20 protein-coding genes and 1 riboswitch are annotated in these 18010 nt (G+C 35.9%); of the genes, 16 read left to right on the forward strand and 4 right to left on the reverse strand.

What is annotated here, in order from left to right; genetic code table 11:
* The first annotated feature begins 6 nt into the window (after window positions 1–6).
* The 13 genes from sufD to CS937_RS19265 all read left to right on the forward strand — a co-directional run bounded on the left by sufD (window position 7) and on the right by CS937_RS19265 (window position 13830).
* Window positions 7–1314 (forward strand): Fe-S cluster assembly protein SufD, encoded by a 1308-nt coding sequence (gene sufD / locus CS937_RS18800; RefSeq protein WP_099159991.1) that lies wholly within the window; start codon window positions 7–9, stop codon window positions 1312–1314.
* Window positions 1314–2534 (forward strand): cysteine desulfurase, encoded by a 1221-nt coding sequence (locus CS937_RS18805; protein WP_099159992.1) that lies wholly within the window; start codon window positions 1314–1316, stop codon window positions 2532–2534. The genes sufD and CS937_RS18805 overlap by 1 nt, the downstream gene beginning before the upstream one ends.
* A complete protein-coding gene (gene sufU / locus CS937_RS18810; protein ID WP_099159993.1) occupies window positions 2524–2958 on the forward strand; it encodes a Fe-S cluster assembly sulfur transfer protein SufU in 435 nt (144 codons plus the stop codon). The genes CS937_RS18805 and sufU overlap by 11 nt, the downstream gene beginning before the upstream one ends.
* Window positions 2959–3003: 45 nt before the next feature.
* Complete coding sequence (sufB, locus tag CS937_RS18815; protein WP_099159994.1) at window positions 3004–4401, forward strand: Fe-S cluster assembly protein SufB; 1398 nt, start codon at window positions 3004–3006, stop codon at window positions 4399–4401.
* Window positions 4402–4864: 463 nt separating this feature from the next.
* On the forward strand, window positions 4865–4945 hold the full coding sequence (locus CS937_RS20030) for a putative holin-like toxin (protein ID WP_373308339.1): 81 nt from the start codon (window positions 4865–4867) through the stop codon (window positions 4943–4945).
* 386 nt (window positions 4946–5331) lie between these two features.
* Window positions 5332–6156: a sulfite exporter TauE/SafE family protein gene (locus CS937_RS18820; protein ID WP_099159995.1), complete on the forward strand. Its 825-nt coding sequence runs from the start codon at window positions 5332–5334 to the stop codon at window positions 6154–6156.
* A 13-nt stretch (window positions 6157–6169) separates the two neighbouring features.
* Complete coding sequence (locus CS937_RS18825) at window positions 6170–7564, forward strand: bifunctional metallophosphatase/5'-nucleotidase (protein ID WP_099159996.1); 1395 nt, start codon at window positions 6170–6172, stop codon at window positions 7562–7564.
* Between the two features lie 69 nt (window positions 7565–7633).
* On the forward strand, window positions 7634–7936 hold the full coding sequence (locus tag CS937_RS18830; protein WP_099159997.1) for a YunC family protein: 303 nt from the start codon (window positions 7634–7636) through the stop codon (window positions 7934–7936).
* A 168-nt stretch (window positions 7937–8104) separates the two neighbouring features.
* Window positions 8105–9190 (forward strand): HD-GYP domain-containing protein, encoded by a 1086-nt coding sequence (locus tag CS937_RS18835; RefSeq protein WP_099159998.1) that lies wholly within the window; start codon window positions 8105–8107, stop codon window positions 9188–9190.
* A 50-nt stretch (window positions 9191–9240) separates the two neighbouring features.
* Complete coding sequence (yunB, locus tag CS937_RS18840; RefSeq protein ID WP_099159999.1) at window positions 9241–10023, forward strand: sporulation protein YunB; 783 nt, start codon at window positions 9241–9243, stop codon at window positions 10021–10023.
* Window positions 10024–10068: 45 nt separating this feature from the next.
* Window positions 10069–10246, forward strand: a riboswitch (Lysine riboswitch).
* Window positions 10247–10414: 168 nt separating this feature from the next.
* Entirely contained in the window at window positions 10415–11965 is a 1551-nt protein-coding gene (locus CS937_RS18845) for a Na+/H+ antiporter NhaC family protein (protein ID WP_099160000.1), read from the forward strand.
* A 225-nt stretch (window positions 11966–12190) separates the two neighbouring features.
* Window positions 12191–13723 carry a sodium-dependent transporter gene (locus tag CS937_RS18850; RefSeq protein ID WP_099160001.1) on the forward strand — a complete coding sequence of 511 codons (1533 nt, stop codon included), beginning with the start codon at window positions 12191–12193 and terminating at the stop codon, window positions 13721–13723.
* Window positions 13723–13830: a methionine/alanine import family NSS transporter small subunit gene (locus tag CS937_RS19265; RefSeq protein WP_141554380.1), complete on the forward strand. Its 108-nt coding sequence runs from the start codon at window positions 13723–13725 to the stop codon at window positions 13828–13830. Before CS937_RS18850 ends, CS937_RS19265 begins: the two co-directional genes overlap by 1 nt.
* Window positions 13831–13873: 43 nt before the next feature.
* Here the strand turns inward: CS937_RS19265 and CS937_RS18855 are convergent, their stop codons facing one another.
* Window positions 13874–14806 (reverse strand): M23 family metallopeptidase, encoded by a 933-nt coding sequence (locus tag CS937_RS18855; protein WP_245835852.1) that lies wholly within the window; start codon window positions 14804–14806, stop codon window positions 13874–13876.
* A 161-nt stretch (window positions 14807–14967) separates the two neighbouring features.
* Window positions 14968–15513, reverse strand: a complete 546-nt coding sequence (locus tag CS937_RS18860) for a YhcN/YlaJ family sporulation lipoprotein (protein ID WP_245835854.1) — start codon at window positions 15511–15513, stop codon at window positions 14968–14970.
* A 168-nt stretch (window positions 15514–15681) separates the two neighbouring features.
* On the opposite strand from CS937_RS18860, the gene CS937_RS18865 reads away from it, so the two are divergent.
* Window positions 15682–15957 (forward strand): YutD family protein, encoded by a 276-nt coding sequence (locus CS937_RS18865; protein WP_099160002.1) that lies wholly within the window; start codon window positions 15682–15684, stop codon window positions 15955–15957.
* 17 nt (window positions 15958–15974) lie between these two features.
* Here CS937_RS18865 and CS937_RS18870 read toward each other — a convergent pair whose 3' ends face one another.
* Window positions 15975–16259 carry a hypothetical protein gene (locus CS937_RS18870; protein WP_099160003.1) on the reverse strand — a complete coding sequence of 95 codons (285 nt, stop codon included), beginning with the start codon at window positions 16257–16259 and terminating at the stop codon, window positions 15975–15977.
* A gap of 91 nt (window positions 16260–16350) precedes the next feature.
* A complete protein-coding gene (locus CS937_RS18875; RefSeq protein WP_099160004.1) occupies window positions 16351–16611 on the reverse strand; it encodes an SAV0927 family protein in 261 nt (86 codons plus the stop codon).
* A 108-nt stretch (window positions 16612–16719) separates the two neighbouring features.
* Between CS937_RS18875 and CS937_RS18880 the strand changes: the two genes are divergently transcribed.
* Window positions 16720–17157: a DUF86 domain-containing protein gene (locus CS937_RS18880; RefSeq protein WP_099160005.1), complete on the forward strand. Its 438-nt coding sequence runs from the start codon at window positions 16720–16722 to the stop codon at window positions 17155–17157.
* A gap of 35 nt (window positions 17158–17192) precedes the next feature.
* On the forward strand, window positions 17193–17963 hold the full coding sequence (locus CS937_RS18885) for a TIGR01457 family HAD-type hydrolase (RefSeq protein ID WP_099160006.1): 771 nt from the start codon (window positions 17193–17195) through the stop codon (window positions 17961–17963).
* The last annotated feature ends 47 nt before the right edge of the window (window positions 17964–18010 follow it).

Here is an 18010-nt window from a genome sequence, read left to right on the forward strand (position 1 = left end):
GGTAATATGACTGTTGAAACAAAGCTACCATACGATAAAGATTATATTAACCAGTTTTCACAAGACAGACGTGAACCAGAATGGATGCGGGTCTTACGCCTTAAAGGTTTGGAACTAGCTGATACGCTTGAAATGCCTAAGCCAGATAAAACGAAGATCGGTAAATGGAATTTTAGCCATTTTAAACATTCAGCACAGGGTGATAAGATTTCATCGTTAGATAGTTTACCAGTAGAAATTCAGGATTTTCTCGACAAAGAAAATAAATCTGAAAACCTTTTGATTCAACGAAATCATTCAGTTGCCTATGCTTCTTTGAATAAGGAGCTTAAAGAAAAAGGTGTCATCTTTACGGATATCTTTACAGCTTTAAACGAGCATGAAGATTTAGTTAAACGCTATTACATGAAGGATGCAGTATCTGTTGATGAGCATCGTTTAACAGCATTACATGCAGCACTGATGAATGGTGGTATTTTCGTATATGTACCGAAAAATGTTCAACTGGAAGTACCATTACAGGTTATTTTCTGGCAAGAAGATCCTGAGGCAGCAATGTTTAACCATGTATTAGTTGTGGCTGATGATAATAGTTCATTAACATATGTAGAAAACTATATTTCAAATAACCATGAAGAACAAACTGTGGCGAACATCGTTACTGAAGTAGTTGCGCATAACAACGCGAAAATTTCATTTGGTGCAGTTGACAATTTTGCTGAAGGAACAACAACATATATCAATCGTCGTGGTGTTGCGTATCGCGATGCGTCAATTGACTGGGCGCTTGGTCAAATGAATGATGGTAACACGGTTTCTGAAAATATAACACATCTAGTTGGTGATAATTCTAATTCAAATGCAAAAGCTGTTTCCGTGGGACGTGGTAAACAAACACAGAACTTCACGGCTAAAATAGTTCATTTCGGTAAACAATCGGAAGGATATATTTTACAGCATGGTGTTATGAAAGAGAGTGCAACAACCATTTTTAATGGTATTGGTAAAATTGAACATGGTGCTTCGAAATCAAACGCTGAGCAGGAATCACGTGTATTGATGTTAAGTGAAAAAGCGCGTGGGGATGCTAATCCAATTCTATTAATTGACGAAGATGACGTTACAGCAGGTCATGCTGCATCAGTTGGTCGAGTAGACCCAACTCAACTGTATTATTTAATGAGTCGTGGAATTAGTCAAAAAGAGGCAGAACGTTTAATCATACATGGCTTCTTAGCACCAGTAGTTAGTCAGTTACCAATTGAATCTGTAAAAGAACAATTGAAACAAGTAATTGAAAGGAAGGTTTACTAATGGATGTAAAGGCCATTCGGCAACAGTTTCCTATTTTAAATCAGGAAGTTAATGGACATCCCTTAGTTTATCTTGATTCTTCAGCTACTTCACAAAAGCCGCTACCTGTGATTGAAGCTGTTGATGCCTATTATAGACAGGATAATTCAAATGTGCATCGTGGTGTGCATACATTAGGCACAAGAGCTACCGACAAATATGAGGGCGCACGTGAAAAAGTACGTCGTTTCATCAATGCAAGTAGTACGGCTGAAGTGATTTTTACACGTGGTACAACAACATCCATTAATACAGTTGCTTATAGTTATGCGAGGAGTAACCTAAAAACCGGAGATGAAATTGTGATTACCCCTATGGAACATCACAGTAACATTATTCCGTGGCAACAGGCTGCTAAGGCAACAGGTGCACGCCTAAAATATTTACCATTACAAGAAGATGGTACAATAAGTTTAGAGGATGTTCGTGAAACCATCACGGATAACACAAAATTAGTAGCTGTAACGCATGTTTCAAATGTACTTGGAACAGTAAATCCAGTAAAAGAAATTGCAAAAATTGCTCATGAACATGGAGCAGTCATGCTAATTGACGGTGCGCAAGGTGCACCACATATGAAAGTTGATGTTCAGGATATCGACTGTGATTTCTATGCATTTTCCGGCCATAAAATGTGTGCTCCAACAGGCATCGGGGTATTATATGGGAAAAGACAGCATCTCGAATCAATGGAGCCTGTTGAATTTGGTGGTGAAATGATTGATTTTGTAAATTTGTATGATTCAACATGGAAAGAGCTTCCTTGGAAATTTGAAGGCGGTACACCAATTATTGCAGGTGCAATTGGTCTTGGTGCTGCTATTGACTTTCTGAATAATGTTGGGATGGAAAATATAGCAGAGCATGAGCATAAACTAGCTGCATATGCATTAGAAAAGCTACGAACAATCGATGGTATTTCAATTTTTGGACCTGAAAAGCGTGCTGCACTTGTAACGTTTAATCTTGATGATGTACATCCACATGATACAGCAACAGCACTTGATGCAGAGGGAATAGCTGTTCGTGCTGGACATCATTGTGCACAACCACTAATGAAATGGTTAAATGTTACAGCAACAGCTAGAGCAAGCTTTTATTTATACAACACGGAGGAGGACATTGACACCCTAGTCGATGGACTCTTGAAGACGAAGGAGTATTTTGGTGATGTCTTTTAGTAACCTAGATACATTATACAGACAGGTAATTATGGATCACTATAAAAATCCAAGAAATCGAGGATCCGTTGATGGTGATGCATTAACAGTTGATATGAACAACCCAACTTGTGGCGACCGAATTCAGCTGCAAATGAAAGTTGAAGATGGTTTTGTCACGGATGCCAAATTCGATGGTGAAGGTTGCTCGATTAGTATGTCGTCTGCATCCATGATGACACAGGCCATTAAAGGAAAACAGATAGATGATGCATTAAATATGTCAACTATGTTTTCCAAAATGATGCTTGGAGAAGATGTTGATACTGATGAACTGGATTTTGGAGACATTGCAGCATTGCAGGGTGTTTCCCAGTTCCCGGCGCGAATTAAATGTGCAACACTTGCATGGAAAGCGCTAGAAAAAGGTGTTAAGGAAGAGTAATTGTAGGTAGCCACTTGGCCCAAATACCTAAAGGAGGTTTTTTAGATGGCGAAGAATATGCCAGAAATGGAAGAATACAAATATGGCTTTCATGATAAAGACGTTTCAGTTTTCCGCTCTGGAAAAGGGTTAACTCCAGAAATAGTTAAAGAAATTTCAAGAATGAAAGAAGAACCTCAGTGGATGCTTGATTATCGCTTGAAAGCATTGGAACATTTTTATTCACGTCCAATGCCTCAATGGGGTGGAGATCTTTCCGAATTGAATTTTGATGAAATTGTTTATTATGTTAAACCGTCAGAAAGACAAGGTAAAACATGGGATGAAGTACCTGATGAAATCAAGCAAACATTTGATAAATTAGGTATTCCTGAAGCAGAACAAAAATATTTGGCTGGTGTTTCAGCGCAGTATGAATCTGAAGTAGTTTATCACAGCTTAAAAGAAGATCTAGAGGAAATGGGTATCGTATTTAAAGATACAGATACAGCACTTAAAGAAAACGAAGAACTTTTTAAAGAGTATTTCGGAAAAGTTATACCAGCGACGGATAATAAATTTGCTGCGTTGAATTCTGCTGTGTGGTCTGGTGGATCGTTTATTTACGTACCAAAAGGTGTAAAAGCAACCACGCCGTTACAAGCATATTTCCGTATTAACTCAGAAAATATGGGACAATTTGAGCGTACGTTGATCATTGTTGATGAAGGTGCATCTGTTCATTATGTTGAAGGATGTACTGCACCAGTATATACAACTAATTCATTGCATAGTGCGGTTGTTGAAATTTTTGTTAAAAAAGATGGCTATTGCCGTTATACAACAATTCAAAACTGGGCAAACAACGTGTATAACTTAGTTACAAAACGTGCAACATGTGATGCGAACGCAACAATGGAATGGATCGATGGTAACATTGGTTCGAAACTAACAATGAAATATCCTGCAGTTCTCCTTAGAGGTGAAGGTGCACGTGGTAACACACTATCCATTGCTATCGCAGGAAAAGGTCAATTGCAGGACGCTGGGGCCAAAATGCATCACTTAGCACCAAACACGTCATCTACTATTGTTTCGAAGTCAATTTCAAAACAAGGTGGGAAAGTATCATACCGTGGTATGGTTCACTTTGGGCGTAAAGCAGATGGTGCTCGCTCCAATATTGAGTGTGACACATTAATCATGGATAATGAATCAACTTCTGATACAATTCCATATAATGAAGTTTACAATAACAATATTTCATTGGAGCATGAAGCGAAAGTTTCGAAGGTATCTGAAGAGCAATTATTCTACTTGATGAGTAGAGGCCTTACAGAAGAAGAAGCTACAGAAATGATTGTAATGGGCTTTATCGAACCATTTACAAAAGAACTACCAATGGAATATGCAGTAGAAATGAACCGTCTTATTAAGTTTGAGATGGAAGGAAGTATCGGATAATATGCTACAAACGTTGTGAAACAGCGTTTGTAAGTTGCTTATATAGTAAGGAAAATCACGCGTGCCGATTCAGATTTTCCTTTTAGTGTAGGAGGCGAACTTTTTTAGGTTCGTCTTCTTCTATATCTCCCGTTATATGCAGTTAAGTATCATCTCTTCTAAATCAGACCATTCAATGGCCAAGGCTTCGCTTATCTTCAAACCTGTTTGATTCAAGGAAGTATATCATCAGGTACGAAATGATAGTAATATTACAGAGCAACAACAAACAATGCTGTTTATACTCTATTGCTTGAAAATGAAGGAACAGATATTTATGATTGGCTGAAAGGTAGAAATGAAAATAGAAAATTTAAAAGTAGACATGGAAATGATGTGATAAGCTTCATTGTTTGTTATACTTAATGTGTAATAGGGCTTTCATGGGTGGTAGTTCACCCCTTTTTTGAAAGGGGGTGATATTATGACAGTATTCGAAGCATTGGTTCTGATGATCTCTTTCGCAACCTTAATTGTAGCCATACTGTCACAACAAAAAAAGTAACCACCCATTAAACGCCTAGCTAGCATTTGGGTTGGTTACTTTTCTAACTCAAACGTGTGAGCTACCCCTTTGAAGGGCTATTACTCATTAGACCGTTCCATGTAGCAGCATGGACGGTCTTTTAATATCATATGACTTTCTATACATAGTATACCTCATTTTCCCCACAAAATAAACACGTACACTTATTCTGCTCACTATTGGATGAATATGAATATTTTAAAAGATAAAAAGAAAATACAACTTGAGATAAAAATAGGGAATTAAACTAAAGAGCTCTTTTTGTATTCACATTAATTAAAAAGTATTTAGATAGGATTCTTTCTAAATCAATGCTAGTATTAAAGTATAGAGAACGAATAGCATAGATTTGAGGAGATTCAAAGTTGGTTTACATAATTTGTATTTTTATTGGTATAGTAACAGCATTTGTAGGAAGTTTAATCGGACTAGGTGGTGGAGTTATTTTAATTCCTAGTTTATTATTTTTAAATCAACTTTCAGATGCATTTACCTGGGCGACACCACAAACAATTGTTGGTATATCATTAGTGGTTATGATTTTTACTGCATTATCGTCAACAATTTCTTATTTTAAAGAGGGACGTGTCGATTACAAAACTGGTCTTTTATTTCTGGCTGGTAGTATTCCCGGGGGGGTTTTTGGATCTTGGTTAAATCAGTTCATCGATGCAGATGACTTTTCCGTATATTTTGGATTTCTAATGGTTGTATTGTCCATGCTTTTTTTGTTAAAAAGAAAGTCGCCTTTATCTAATAAGGAATTGACAAGTAATCATAAAGCATTACGAACCTTTCATATAGGCGAGGAAACATACCATTACACCGTTTCATTTTCTGCAGCATTCGCTCTTTCGCTAATAGTTGGTGTGATCTCTGGTTTATTCGGTATTGGTGGTGGTTCGATCATGGTACCCGCAATGATTATTTTGTTCGGAATGCCTGTACACATTGCTACTGCGACATCTATGTTTATGATTTTATTTATTAGTACGATTAGTGCTAGTACACATATTGTATTAGGCCACATTTCATGGGAATATGTTTTCTTTTTCATTCCAGGGGCATGGATGGGAGGTAAACTTGGTGCTAAAACGAATCAACTGTTAAAAGGGCAAACATTAGAGTGGATATTACGAATTTTACTTGTTATTATTGGACTTCGATTAATTTTAGAAGGATTTTCATAAGGGGACTTGAACGATGCAGGAAAAGCTACATTTCTACTATACAAACGATTTACACAGTAACTTTTCACAATGGCCGCGAGTCGCTAGATATTTAAAGGATGAAAAAGCAAAAAAAGTAGCCGAAAATACATCTTGTTGGCTGGTTGATATTGGTGATCATGTCGATCGTGCTCATCCGATTGCAGAAGCGTTCATGGGAAAAGCTAATGTGGATTTAATGAATGATGTTGGATATGACCTAGCGACAATTGGTAATAATGAAGGAATTACAATGTCCCATGTAGATTTGCATCACTTGTATGATGCAGCTGATTTTCAAGTAGTGTGTGCAAATTTACATAGTACAGCTGAAGCAATACCTGAATGGCTTCAACCGGCTGTGACGATTCAGTCAATTAATGGTGTACGAATTGGTATCATTGGGCTGACGGCTCCTTTTAATGCGTATTATGAATTACTTGGGTGGCATGTGTCCGACCCTCACGAAACACTTAAGAATTATGTGAAAAATTTAAAACAGTCAGTGGATATTATCATTTTATTGTCTCATTTAGGAATAAGTGAGGATCAGGAGATAGCAAGAAAATTTGACGATATTGATGTGATTATTGGTGGTCACACACATCATTTATTACGTACTGGTGAACACATAAATAGAACAATAATTACTGCAGCAGGTAAACATTGTACGTTTGTAGGGGAAGTTATTTTAACATGGGACCATTCGGAGAATAAATTAATACATAAAGAAGCGTATACAACAGATATTACGCATTTAGCAAAAGACCTCCAAACCGAGAAAACTCTTGGAGAATTGACAGAGAAAGCAAATAACTTGTTAGGGCGAACGATTGTACACTTAGAAAATAGTATTGAGGTTAAATGGTTTCAAGACACAGAAATTATGCAAAAACTTACAGATACGATGAGAAGATGGACGAATGCTGATTGTGCCATGCTTAACGCTGGTGTGTTGTTAGATCAATTACATGCAGGTAACATCACATACAAAGATGTCCATCGAATTTGCCCGCATCCCATTAATCCATGTGTTGTGAAGTTAAATGGTGATGAGCTTCTAGAAGTAATACGAGCTTCATTTACGAAAGAACTAATAGAATTAAAACTAAAAGGATTTGGTTTTCGTGGTGAGGTTATTGGACGAATGATTTTCTCAGGGTTGGAAATTGAAACTGAAGTTCATGCGAATGAAAATGAATCAGTTAAAGTGGTTATGTTCAACGGAAAACCATTAGATCAAGCGAAAACCTATACGGTAGCAACGGCCGATACATTCACGTTTGGAAGGCTTTTACCAGAAGTAGCTAAATCTGAAACCAAGAAGTATTATTTACCTGAGTTTTTACGGGATATACTAGCACAAACCTTGCGAGACGATTATAGGTAGGCAAGTGACAATGTCCAAGTTCCTTGAATACACATATAATGTGTAATCGAGGAGGAGGCCTTTGTTAACATGATAACTGTAAATCCATTAGAAGTAGAAGGAATGTTTTTTACGGCAATTACAGTAGAACTTCCAAAAACAAACTTGTTAATGATTTCAAATGAGATTGGTTACATTATGTGTGGTGCTTTAGATGTCGATCTTCTAAATGATAAGTTAAAAGATCGAAATGTCATTGCAGCACGAGCGGTCGGTGTCAAAACAATTGACGAATTACTACATGCACCGTTACAAAAAGTAACTGATGCATCCAAAACATACGGCTGGGAAGTTGGGATGATTGGAAAAGATGCATTGATTAAAATTTCATAATAACTATGTCTTCCGGAAAGGGAGACATTTTTTGTATAAAGTTTCATTATAAAAATGAAAATTAAGTTTTTTATAGCATTTCCCTTTAAACTTTGATACTATTTCTATGGAGTATTTTGTCGAAAATAGATAGATATTGTTGGAAGATATAAAAGTTAGGGGAACGTTATGAGACTTATTAGTACCAAATCAGCAAAGCCTGGGACTATACTCGCCCAAACAATATATAATGACAATGGACAAGTTTTGATTCAAAAGGGGGTTTTATTAACGGAAAGACTACTTAATCGTCTCTCAAACCAGGGGATTACATATTTATACATAGATGATGAATTGACAAGTGATATTCAGGTTCAATCTGCAATTTCTGAGAAGCTTAGAAAAGAGGCTACAGACGCAATTAAGGGTGCTTTTTTTGAAATCAAAGAAAAGGGAGCGTATGACAGGTCTTATCTATTAGAGAAAAAGGGAAATCAACTGTCTTCTGTTATTGAGAGAATAATAAATGAGATTTTGGATCGTGATGAAGCATTATCTATGCTTGCAGATATATTTATTACAGACGATTATATTTTTCAGCATTCCTTGAATGTTACCATTTATTCGCTTGCAATTGGTACAGAAATGCATCTTTCACGTAAAGAATTATCTGAAATTGGACTAGGTGCCATGCTTCATGATATAGGTAAAATATTTCTTGATCAGGAAATTTTACAGAAGCCAAATAAACTTTCAGATGATGAATATGAAATCGTCAAAAGTCATGCACAATTAGGGTATGACTTCTTGCGTAAGAATAATAATATTCCTTCAGTAGTGGCGCACTGTGCTTATCAACACCATGAACGAATAGATGGATCAGGTTATCCAAGAGGTCTAACTGGTAATGACATTCATAAATATGCTAAATTAATCGGTATTGCGGATGTATTTGATGCAGTAACGAGTAACCGTGTATATCGTGATGCAATGTTACCACATGAAGGTTTGGAAATATTGTATGCAGGAGCCGTAAATTTATTTGAAAAAGAAATGGTAGTTGCATTTAAAAAGGGTGTAGCTGTTTATCCAAAGGGATTAACGGTGGAACTCAGTGATAGGCGGAAGGGGATTGTAGTTAGGCAAAATAAAAGCTTATGCGATCGTCCGGTTATTCGCATTATTAGTGAGGACAACAAAGCGTTAACGAAACCTTACGAATGCGACTTATCCAAAGTAGTTAATGTTATGATTACATCTTGTCATATAGATTAATTCTAACCTCTTTAAAACAAGCATATGTTGTTTTGAGGGGGTTTTTATATATGGTGAGAAAGCGAACATTTTTTCGGAAAAAAGGATCTCCACCTCCAGTTAAGAATATTTTAGTAATAACGGTGATATTGTTTGTAGTGATGATATTGATATCTATTCAAATAATTAATAAAGGTATCAAGCCGACATTAATGGAAATAGCAAAGGTAAAAACAACCGAGTTTGCTACACGTGGAATAAATGCTGCTGTGAAGTTTGCGGAGAATTATAGGTTTGATGATGTAATGGAGATGACCAAAGATAATGAAGGAAACTTTTCCACTATTAATTTTAATTCATCAGTTGTAAGTAAAATAAATCGCGTTGCAACTGATCGTGTTGAAGCATTTTTTCGTAGTATGAACAGAGGAGAGCCTCCTAACTATGATGATTTAGATCAGGCTCCTATAGAATATAGTGAAACAGCGGAAGATCTTCCAGAAAAGGATCCTACAGTGGTGGAAATCCCTATTGGTCAAGCAACTGGCAACACAATTCTTGCTAATTTAGGCCCTAAAATTCCTGTTAATCTTGAACTTGTTGGGAACGTTAGGACTGATGTCATTCTTGATGATAAGCCGATTGGGATAAGTGGTTCGTGGTATGAACTTTATATTATAGTGGAAGTTGATGTGCAAATTGTTATTCCGTTTACAACGGATATCGAGAAGGTCAGTACTAAAATTTATATTGATTCAGGTGGATTTATGAGAGATGTACCTGACTATTACGGCGGAGGAAATAATGGTCCTGATATAGCAGTTCCGGAAGAAGACTTGAAAGATGAAGAATAATTTGCTATAGTAAAGACACTAATTTAATAATTAACCTTATCAGATCGGTGAGGTAGAGGTGCGAGCGATAAGAGTAGTCAGTAGGAGAATGACAACGATGATTATTGACGAAAGGATTGTTTGCCGAAGCATAATAAGGGTCAGACTTATTATTGCTGGTATATCTTTAAAGAGGAGATGTACTGTCATGCATTACGGAATTGCATGGAGAACTACTGATCGAAATGGAGGATAACGTATATTGTAAAGCAATGGTAGGTTATTTTCTATCATTGCTTTTTTGCGTTGTATGGAAGTTAATATCTTCCAAATTCAGCGAAGGCTTGAGTTCCTCTTATTTTTTCAGCAATTTCCATGCACTTCTATAGAAAAATAATTGGAGGTAGCATCAATGGAAGGAACAATTTATTCATTAATCCCTGCACTACTCATGTTGGTCTTAGTTTTACTTACACGGAAAGTTCTGCTTTCGCTTGGTATAGGTATTATTGTCGGAGCATTATTTATACATGATTTTAACGTTCTAAACGCGCTTAATGAAATTTGGACTATTTTTTATCAAATTTTTTATGCAGATGGTGCACTTAATATCGGAAATATTTTATTACTAAGTTTTCTATTACTCCTTGGAATTATGGCTGCTTTTCTACAGGCAACTGGCGGGAGTCGAGCATTTGGTGAAATGATGATTCAGCGTGTTAAAACAAGAACTGGAGCTCAAATTATGACAGCTGTTCTTGGAATAATTATTTTTATTGATGATTACTTTAATGCACTAGCAGTTGGTCAAATCGCAAGACCACTTACAGATCGTCATAAAATATCCCGCGCCAAATTAGCTTATTTTATTGATTCAACATCTGCACCAGTTACAGTAATTTCTCCAATTTCTAGTTGGGGTGCATACATTATTGGACTGTTAGGCAGTCTGTTTGTAGCAAATGGAGTAACTGATTATCAACCTTTAGAAGCATTTATTAAAATGATTCCATTAAACTTTTATGCTATAACTGCATTAATACTTGTTTTTCTTGTGGCGTATTTAAAAGTGGACTTCGGCCCAATGAGAAAGCATGAACTTCATGCTATTGAAACTGGGGAAGTTGTTAATCCAAATCAAAAAGTTCCTGGTGATTTGCAGGAGACATTTGAGTCACACAAAAATGGAACTATTTATAACTTACTCGTCCCAATTATTGTATTAATTGTCGCTACTGTTTCTAGTATGATTGTTACTGGTATACAAGCAAGTGATCAACCAACGATATTAACAATTTTTGCTAATACGAACGTTAATATGTCACTATTTGTTGGTGGGGTTTTATCTGTTTTAACTGCATTGATTTTTCATTTGTCACAGAAACAACCGAAAGCAAATGGTTTTAAGGTTTTCTATGAAGGTATAAAAACAATGCTTCCAGCAATTTATATATTATTGTTAGCTTGGATGATTGGTTCTGTCATTGAAACACTTGAAACAGGTAATTATTTAGCACAAATCGTAAATGATGCGTCTATAAGTCCTGCTTTATTACCGTTTTTATTCTTTATAATTGCGGGTCTAATGGCACTGGCTACAGGTACCTCATGGGGGACGTTTGGCATAATGTTACCAATAGCCGCACAGGTGACTGTAATTACGGATATGGATATGCTCCTTCCATCGCTTGCGGCAGTTCTAGCTGGTTCAGTATTTGGTGATCATTGTTCACCAATTTCGGATACAACAATTTTGTCATCTACAGGTGCTGGAGCAAATCATATTGATCACGTTGTAACGCAATTGCCGTTTGCAATTCTAGCTGCTGCTGCCTCAAGCGCAGGGTTTTTAATTGTTGGTTGGACAGGCCAAGTATGGTTGGCGTTTGTAGTAGCAATAATTGTTATTATAGCTATAGGATTATTAATTCAATTTTTCTCGAAAACGAAAGTAAACAACTGATATAGTTGAAATCAAATAAAAAACCTCCCATTTTTTAAAATGGGAGGTTTTTATTATAGAAAAGACAAAAATAATACTGAAAAGTAAAATAATACTTTGACATAGTCAAAAAGTACCGTTATAATACAAGCATAAATATCAGAAAAAAATAAACATTTATAACATTCCTTATTAAAACAAGTCATAGAATTTAAGTAATAAGGAAAATTAGGGGAGGTCAAGAGAATGGAAACTCGGTCACAATGGGGGACAAGAGCTGGTTTTATACTTGCTGCAGTAGGATCAGCAGTTGGTTTAGGTAATATTTGGCGATTTCCAGCAGTAGCTTATGAAAATGGGGGTGGAGCATTCTTCATTCCATATTTATTTGCATTGCTAACGGCTGGTATTCCGATTTTGATTTTGGAATTCACAATTGGTCATAAACATCGTGGTTCTGCACCATTATCTTACAGAAGAATGAATAAGAAAACAGAATGGATTGGTTGGTGGCAAGTGTTAGTCGCATTCGTCATTTCAACTTATTATTCCGTAATTATTGCCTGGGCAATTATGTATTCAATTTACTCGTTTAACTTAAATTGGGGAGAAGATACAGAATCATTTTTGTTTAATGATTATTTGAATTTGGCCGCACCTGGGGAAATTGGCGGATTAGTTCCTAGTGTTCTTATACCATTAATTGTTGTATGGGTGGTAGTTTTAGGTATTTTATTTAAAGGTGTTAAAAAGGGTATTGAGGTTGCTAATAGAATCTTTATTCCTGCATTAGTAATTATATTTCTTGTAATTGTCATTCGGGCAGTCACTTTACCTGGTGCAACAGCAGGGTTGGATGCTTTCTTTGCACCCGATTTTAGTAAAATTCTAGAACCTGATGTTTGGGTAGCAGCGTATGGTCAAATTTTCTTCAGTTTATCTATTGCATTTGCAATTATGATTACGTATTCCAGTTATTTGCCGAAAAAATCGGATATAACGAATAACGCATTTATTACTGGTTTTGCCAATTCAAGTTTTGAACTGTTATGTGGTATTGGTGTCTTTGCAGTACTTGGCTTTATGGCTACACAACAAGGGGTAGCAGTTTCCGACGTGGTAGCTGGCGGAGTTGGTTTAGCATTTGTTGTATTCCCGCAAATTATTAACCAGTTCCCAGCATTAAACGAACTTTTTGGATTTTTATTCTTTGCTTCACTTGTTTTAGCTGGGCTAACATCATTGATGTCTATTACGGAGACGTATGTTGCGGGGCTAGTTGATAAATTTAAAATCTCCAGAAGTAAAGCAGTTTTGTTCGGTGGAGGATTAGCGGCAGTGATTTCCTTGTTGTTTGCCACACGAGGAGGTTTGAACTTCCTTGACTCTGTGGATTACTTTATCAACCAATTCGGTGTGGCATTCGTTGGTTTAGTAGAAGTTATTGTAGTAGCGTGGATACTCCGTAAAATTGGTGATTTCAAATCGCATGCAAATGGTATTTCTGATATTAAGCTTGGATCCTGGTGGACAATTAGCTTAGGTATTATTACTCCTATTGTTTTAGGATATACGATGTATGGTTTGTTCGCGCAAAACCTACAAAAGCAATTTGATACTGATAGTGGAAACTACGGAAACTATTCAGATTCGTTCATATTTTATGCAGGATGGATAGTTGCACTTGGAGTAATAGTGGTAGGTGTGCTGTTATCATTAGCAAAATGGAAAACACCTCAAGCAGAGAAAACAGATTCAGAAGCTAGGGAGGCAAAATAATGAGTGGTGGAGCGATAGTAGTTATGATCCTTGGTATCGTAATTCTTTGGGGAGGATTGGCAGCAAGTATCACAAATGCTGTGAAAAAGTCAAAAGTCTCAAAGTAAAATTAATCTGAAAAAGCCTTTACCTGCATGGTAAAGGCTTTTTTTACTTTTGCTTAGTCATCCGCTCCCATTTCTTTAGGTATGGATATGGATCAAATGACCACTCACTATATCCATTGTCTTTATACATTCCATAATGCAGATGTGGTGGAAATTTACCCGATGTTCCAGGTGGTCCATAGCCGCTAGATCCTACACTTCCAAGTACATCCCCGGGTTGAACGATTTTCCCTACTTCAATATCATCTTCATAGCCGTTCAAGTGTCCATAATAATGATAAATATTATTTATATCCCTAATACCTAATCGCCAACCACCGTATAAATTCCAGCCTTTCATCTCAACCACACCGTATGTTGTTGATTTTACAGGTGTTCCATAGCTAGCGAAAATATCTGTTCCTTCGTGTATACGTAAACCACCGAATCCCCGTCGATCACCCCATGTATTGTTGTAGCTATAGTTATGTTTAATAGATACTGGGAAATCACGATCTTTTAGTTCTAGCTTCTGAAACTTTTTAAACACTTTCGCCGTACTCATTATGCTATGAACAGTTAGATCCCGCTTGTAGAAATTCCATAGTGCGATTTTAATATCATCTTTTGTTGGTCCATAATGTAAAATCCAATTTGCCATTGTATATAATAGGTCTTCACCATTTTTAGGATCTGCTTTTTTATCACCATTACCGTCTTTGCCAATGCCGTCAAAAAATCCGATAACCGTTTCGTCTTTTATCATTGCACTATTTCCAAGACCATACCATAGATCATTTTCAATGGAAATGGAGATCACCTGTTCATCTGATGTTTCCTCTTGACTATTTCGTTCATATTGGTCAATAGCCGCAATATAATACCATGGAATGGATGTTAGTGCTTCGGTTTTTTTGTATAACGCCATCCTCTGGTTAAAAATTGATTCCTCTTTAGCCTGTATGGGAGTTCCTATACATAAACAAGAGAATAACATGAATATAAGTATGAAATAAAAGCGTTTATTGAACATTAACATTTTCACCTCTTTTACGTATTCCTATTTACTTTTTCCTTTTTAACTAAAAAAACAATTGGAAATGGTATACAATTAAAAGACTAACACTAAAAAGTGTTAGCCTTTTGCGTTGTTATTGGTTATTTATTTAAACCCTGTGGCGTTTTTTTCATCTCTTTTATAATTTGATTGATGGTGTTATCATAATTTTTATTTTGGGAACTTGAGTTGTGTAGACTATGGATATCGTTCATAAGGGATTCGTTGTCTGACACATATACATGATAAAATCTAGGGGTAGCCGACATTGCAGAGCGCTTTGCGATATCGGCTGCTCGATCATCCTCTAGTTCATCATTTTTTTGATATGCAATAAGCACTTCTTCGTCGGTCACAAGTGTTGCTACTTCATCGAATCCATCATTTCGCAAAATAATTCGTGTAATCATGTTGGCCATTTCAGTACGGTCAACTTTCGCAGTATGATTTTGTTCGCCATCATTGTTTAGTTGATCTTTTGTGTACCTTACATAGCCAAGTCTGTCATTTTGTTCTTGTTCAGCCGGTGATTGAAGTTCTTCTGTTGGATCCAATTCATCGGAAATTTGCTCTCTTTCGTCAGTAGCATTTTCTGTATTGCCACAACCCGCAATTACAAACATTGCAAAAACAAGCGATAGAAACACCTTCAAAGTAAATTACCTCCCTCTTCTATAAAGTTGTTGCCCCTTCACTTAGTTTGCTAATACCAATTAAATTAATGCAGATGAAATAATGGTATATAAAATTGAAATTTCTGGTTGTATAATGCTTAAATATGATAAACTATAAAGAGTTTAAGCGGGGTGAGTTGATTGATCGAAGTACAGGGAAAGAATTATGAAATTGTTGAAAACGTCAAAAACGCTTTTCAGGAAAGTGTATTAAACGATCGTTATTCAGATATTTTATCGAAATATGATTTTATTGTTGGGGACTGGGGTTATGAACAGCTTCGATTAAAAGGATTTTATGATGATCAAAATCCAAAAGCTGCCTTTGATACGAAAATTAGTGCATTAGATGATTATTTATATGAATACTGTAATTTCGGTTGTGCATATTTTATTCTAAAGAAAATAGATAAGTAAAAAGCAGTAGTTTACTCCTACTGCTTTTCTTGTTGTGGATTAACATCATCTGGTTCGTCATGGATTGGATGTGCACCAGGAGTCTGACGAGGTAAATCTTCGTGAAGTTCTTTATATGGATAAACAAAAGCACTTTGTCTACGCTGATGCTCTTTCCATGGTGTTGACTTGCTTTTTACAGGTTCATCATCATTGATTGGTGACCCCATTGGCCCTTCTGGAAACTCTTCGGGTATTAAATTATTATTCATGTTATTCACATTGGAGAAATTAGAGTATTTTTTTTTGTCCTTTTTTCCCATATGGTTCATCCTTTCTTAAAATTAGCTTTAGCTAAAAGATAAGGAAATATCATTCCAATAGTTGGGATTCGTCCAAATTAATAATATCTTTTCAAAGTATTTCACGTAAAATGTCTCTTAATTCATCAGCTTCCATTTCCGTTACATGAAAAATGTGTTCAATTTCTCCGTGTTTTTCAATTTCCTCTTTACCTAAGACTGCAAAGCGGTTTTTATGTAAATCAATGACAAGCTTTTTAGAGCCTTCTTCAACAAAAGCAAAATCGTATCGTTTAAAGTTCCCCATTACACTAACATAACGTACTTCTTTTGTAACCGTTTTATCCTGAAGGTATTCAAATTTGTTGCCCATAATTTATCTCCTTTACAATTGACGTTTTTTACACTATACCACGTTTTGTTTATTCCATCATTTTAAATATGATATATTAAACTATAGAAGTAAATTGGAGGGGTATAGATGTATTTTGTTGATCGTAGTAAAATAGAGCAAACGCTTTTATATATGGAAGGCTTATTAGAAGAATTGGCAACGGGAAGTTACGAATCCTATACGGAAAAGCTGAGCTTAGAGCGCATTTCACATATGTTAGTTGAATCGATGATGGATGTCGGAAATATGATGATCGATGGTTTTATTATGCGAGACCCGGGTAGTTTTGATGACATAATTGACATTTTGATTGATGAAAATGTATTACCGAAAGAAGATGAATCAAATTACAAAAGGGTATTGCAGCTACGAAAAAAAGTTATTAAAGAATACTTGGAGATTGACCATTCACTATTATTACAAACTATTTTAGAAAACAAGCATGTACTTGATGCATTTGGTGATCGAATTCGATCATATTTAACTAATGAACTTGGTGTTGCCAATGCATTTTCAAATGAATGAACGTTAGGTGAAACGAAGGAAATGAGGAATTAAGTTTGAAAAAATATAATGGTTATTTAATTGATCTTGATGGAACTATGTACCTGGGGAACGAACGAATAGAAGCTGCCACAGAGTTTGTGGATGCTTTACATGAACAAAATATACCATATTTGTTTTTAACAAATAATTCATCTAAAACACAAGCTCAAGTTTCCGATAAGTTAAATAAGATGGAGATAAAATCAACACCGGAACATGTATTTACGTCGAGTATGGCAACAGCAAAATATATTAAACAACAAAAAAAGGCGGCCAGATGCTATGTTATTGGTGAAGAAGGTTTGTACGATGCTTTAGAGAATGAAGGTTTAATTGTTGCAAAAGAAGAATGTGATTTTGTCATCGTTGGGATCGATCGAGAAGTAAATTATGAAAAACTTGCTGGTGCTTGTCTGGCAATTCGAAATGGTGCTGAATTTATATCTACAAATGGTGATGTAGCCATTCCAACTGAACGAGGACTGCTTCCGGGAAATGGTGCCATAACGTCAGTAATTACGGTTAGTACTGGTAGTGAACCAACTTTTATTGGTAAACCAGAAACAGTTATTATGAATGAAGCAATGAATACATTGGGAATGGATAAGAAAAATATACTAATGGTAGGAGATAATTATAATACGGATATACTCGCTGGTGTTCATGCAGGAATTGATACGTTAATGGTATTTACTGGTGTTACACCATTTAAGAATTATCCAAACCTGGACAAAAAACCTACGTATTATGTACATAGTTTACAGGAGTGGATCTGTAATATTTAAAAGGGGGAGCTAATTGCTTCCCCCTTTAGTTCTAGACTAGGAAATTA

This window comes from Virgibacillus ndiopensis (genome assembly GCF_900187325.1).
Taxonomy (GTDB): domain Bacteria; phylum Bacillota; class Bacilli; order Bacillales; family Amphibacillaceae; genus Virgibacillus_E; species Virgibacillus_E ndiopensis.

Coding starts and splice junctions, on each gene's coding strand:
- sufD (WP_099159991.1), top strand. CDS start 7: ATGACTGTTGAAACAAAGCTACCATACGATAAAGATTATATTAACCAG.
- CS937_RS18805 (WP_099159992.1), top strand. CDS start 1,314: ATGGATGTAAAGGCCATTCGGCAACAGTTTCCTATTTTAAATCAGGAA.
- sufU (WP_099159993.1), top strand. CDS start 2,524: ATGTCTTTTAGTAACCTAGATACATTATACAGACAGGTAATTATGGAT.
- sufB (WP_099159994.1), top strand. CDS start 3,004: ATGGCGAAGAATATGCCAGAAATGGAAGAATACAAATATGGCTTTCAT.
- CS937_RS20030 (WP_373308339.1), top strand. CDS start 4,865: ATGACAGTATTCGAAGCATTGGTTCTGATGATCTCTTTCGCAACCTTA.
- CS937_RS18825 (WP_099159996.1), top strand. CDS start 6,170: ATGCAGGAAAAGCTACATTTCTACTATACAAACGATTTACACAGTAAC.
- CS937_RS18830 (WP_099159997.1), top strand. CDS start 7,634: ATGATAACTGTAAATCCATTAGAAGTAGAAGGAATGTTTTTTACGGCA.
- CS937_RS18835 (WP_099159998.1), top strand. CDS start 8,105: ATGAGACTTATTAGTACCAAATCAGCAAAGCCTGGGACTATACTCGCC.
- yunB (WP_099159999.1), top strand. CDS start 9,241: ATGGTGAGAAAGCGAACATTTTTTCGGAAAAAAGGATCTCCACCTCCA.
- CS937_RS18845 (WP_099160000.1), top strand. CDS start 10,415: ATGGAAGGAACAATTTATTCATTAATCCCTGCACTACTCATGTTGGTC.
- CS937_RS18850 (WP_099160001.1), top strand. CDS start 12,191: ATGGAAACTCGGTCACAATGGGGGACAAGAGCTGGTTTTATACTTGCT.
- CS937_RS19265 (WP_141554380.1), top strand. CDS start 13,723: ATGAGTGGTGGAGCGATAGTAGTTATGATCCTTGGTATCGTAATTCTT.
- CS937_RS18855 (WP_245835852.1), bottom strand. CDS start 14,806: ATGTTATTCTCTTGTTTATGTATAGGAACTCCCATACAGGCTAAAGAG.
- CS937_RS18870 (WP_099160003.1), bottom strand. CDS start 16,259: ATGGGAAAAAAGGACAAAAAAAAATACTCTAATTTCTCCAATGTGAAT.
- CS937_RS18875 (WP_099160004.1), bottom strand. CDS start 16,611: ATGGGCAACAAATTTGAATACCTTCAGGATAAAACGGTTACAAAAGAA.
- CS937_RS18880 (WP_099160005.1), top strand. CDS start 16,720: ATGTATTTTGTTGATCGTAGTAAAATAGAGCAAACGCTTTTATATATG.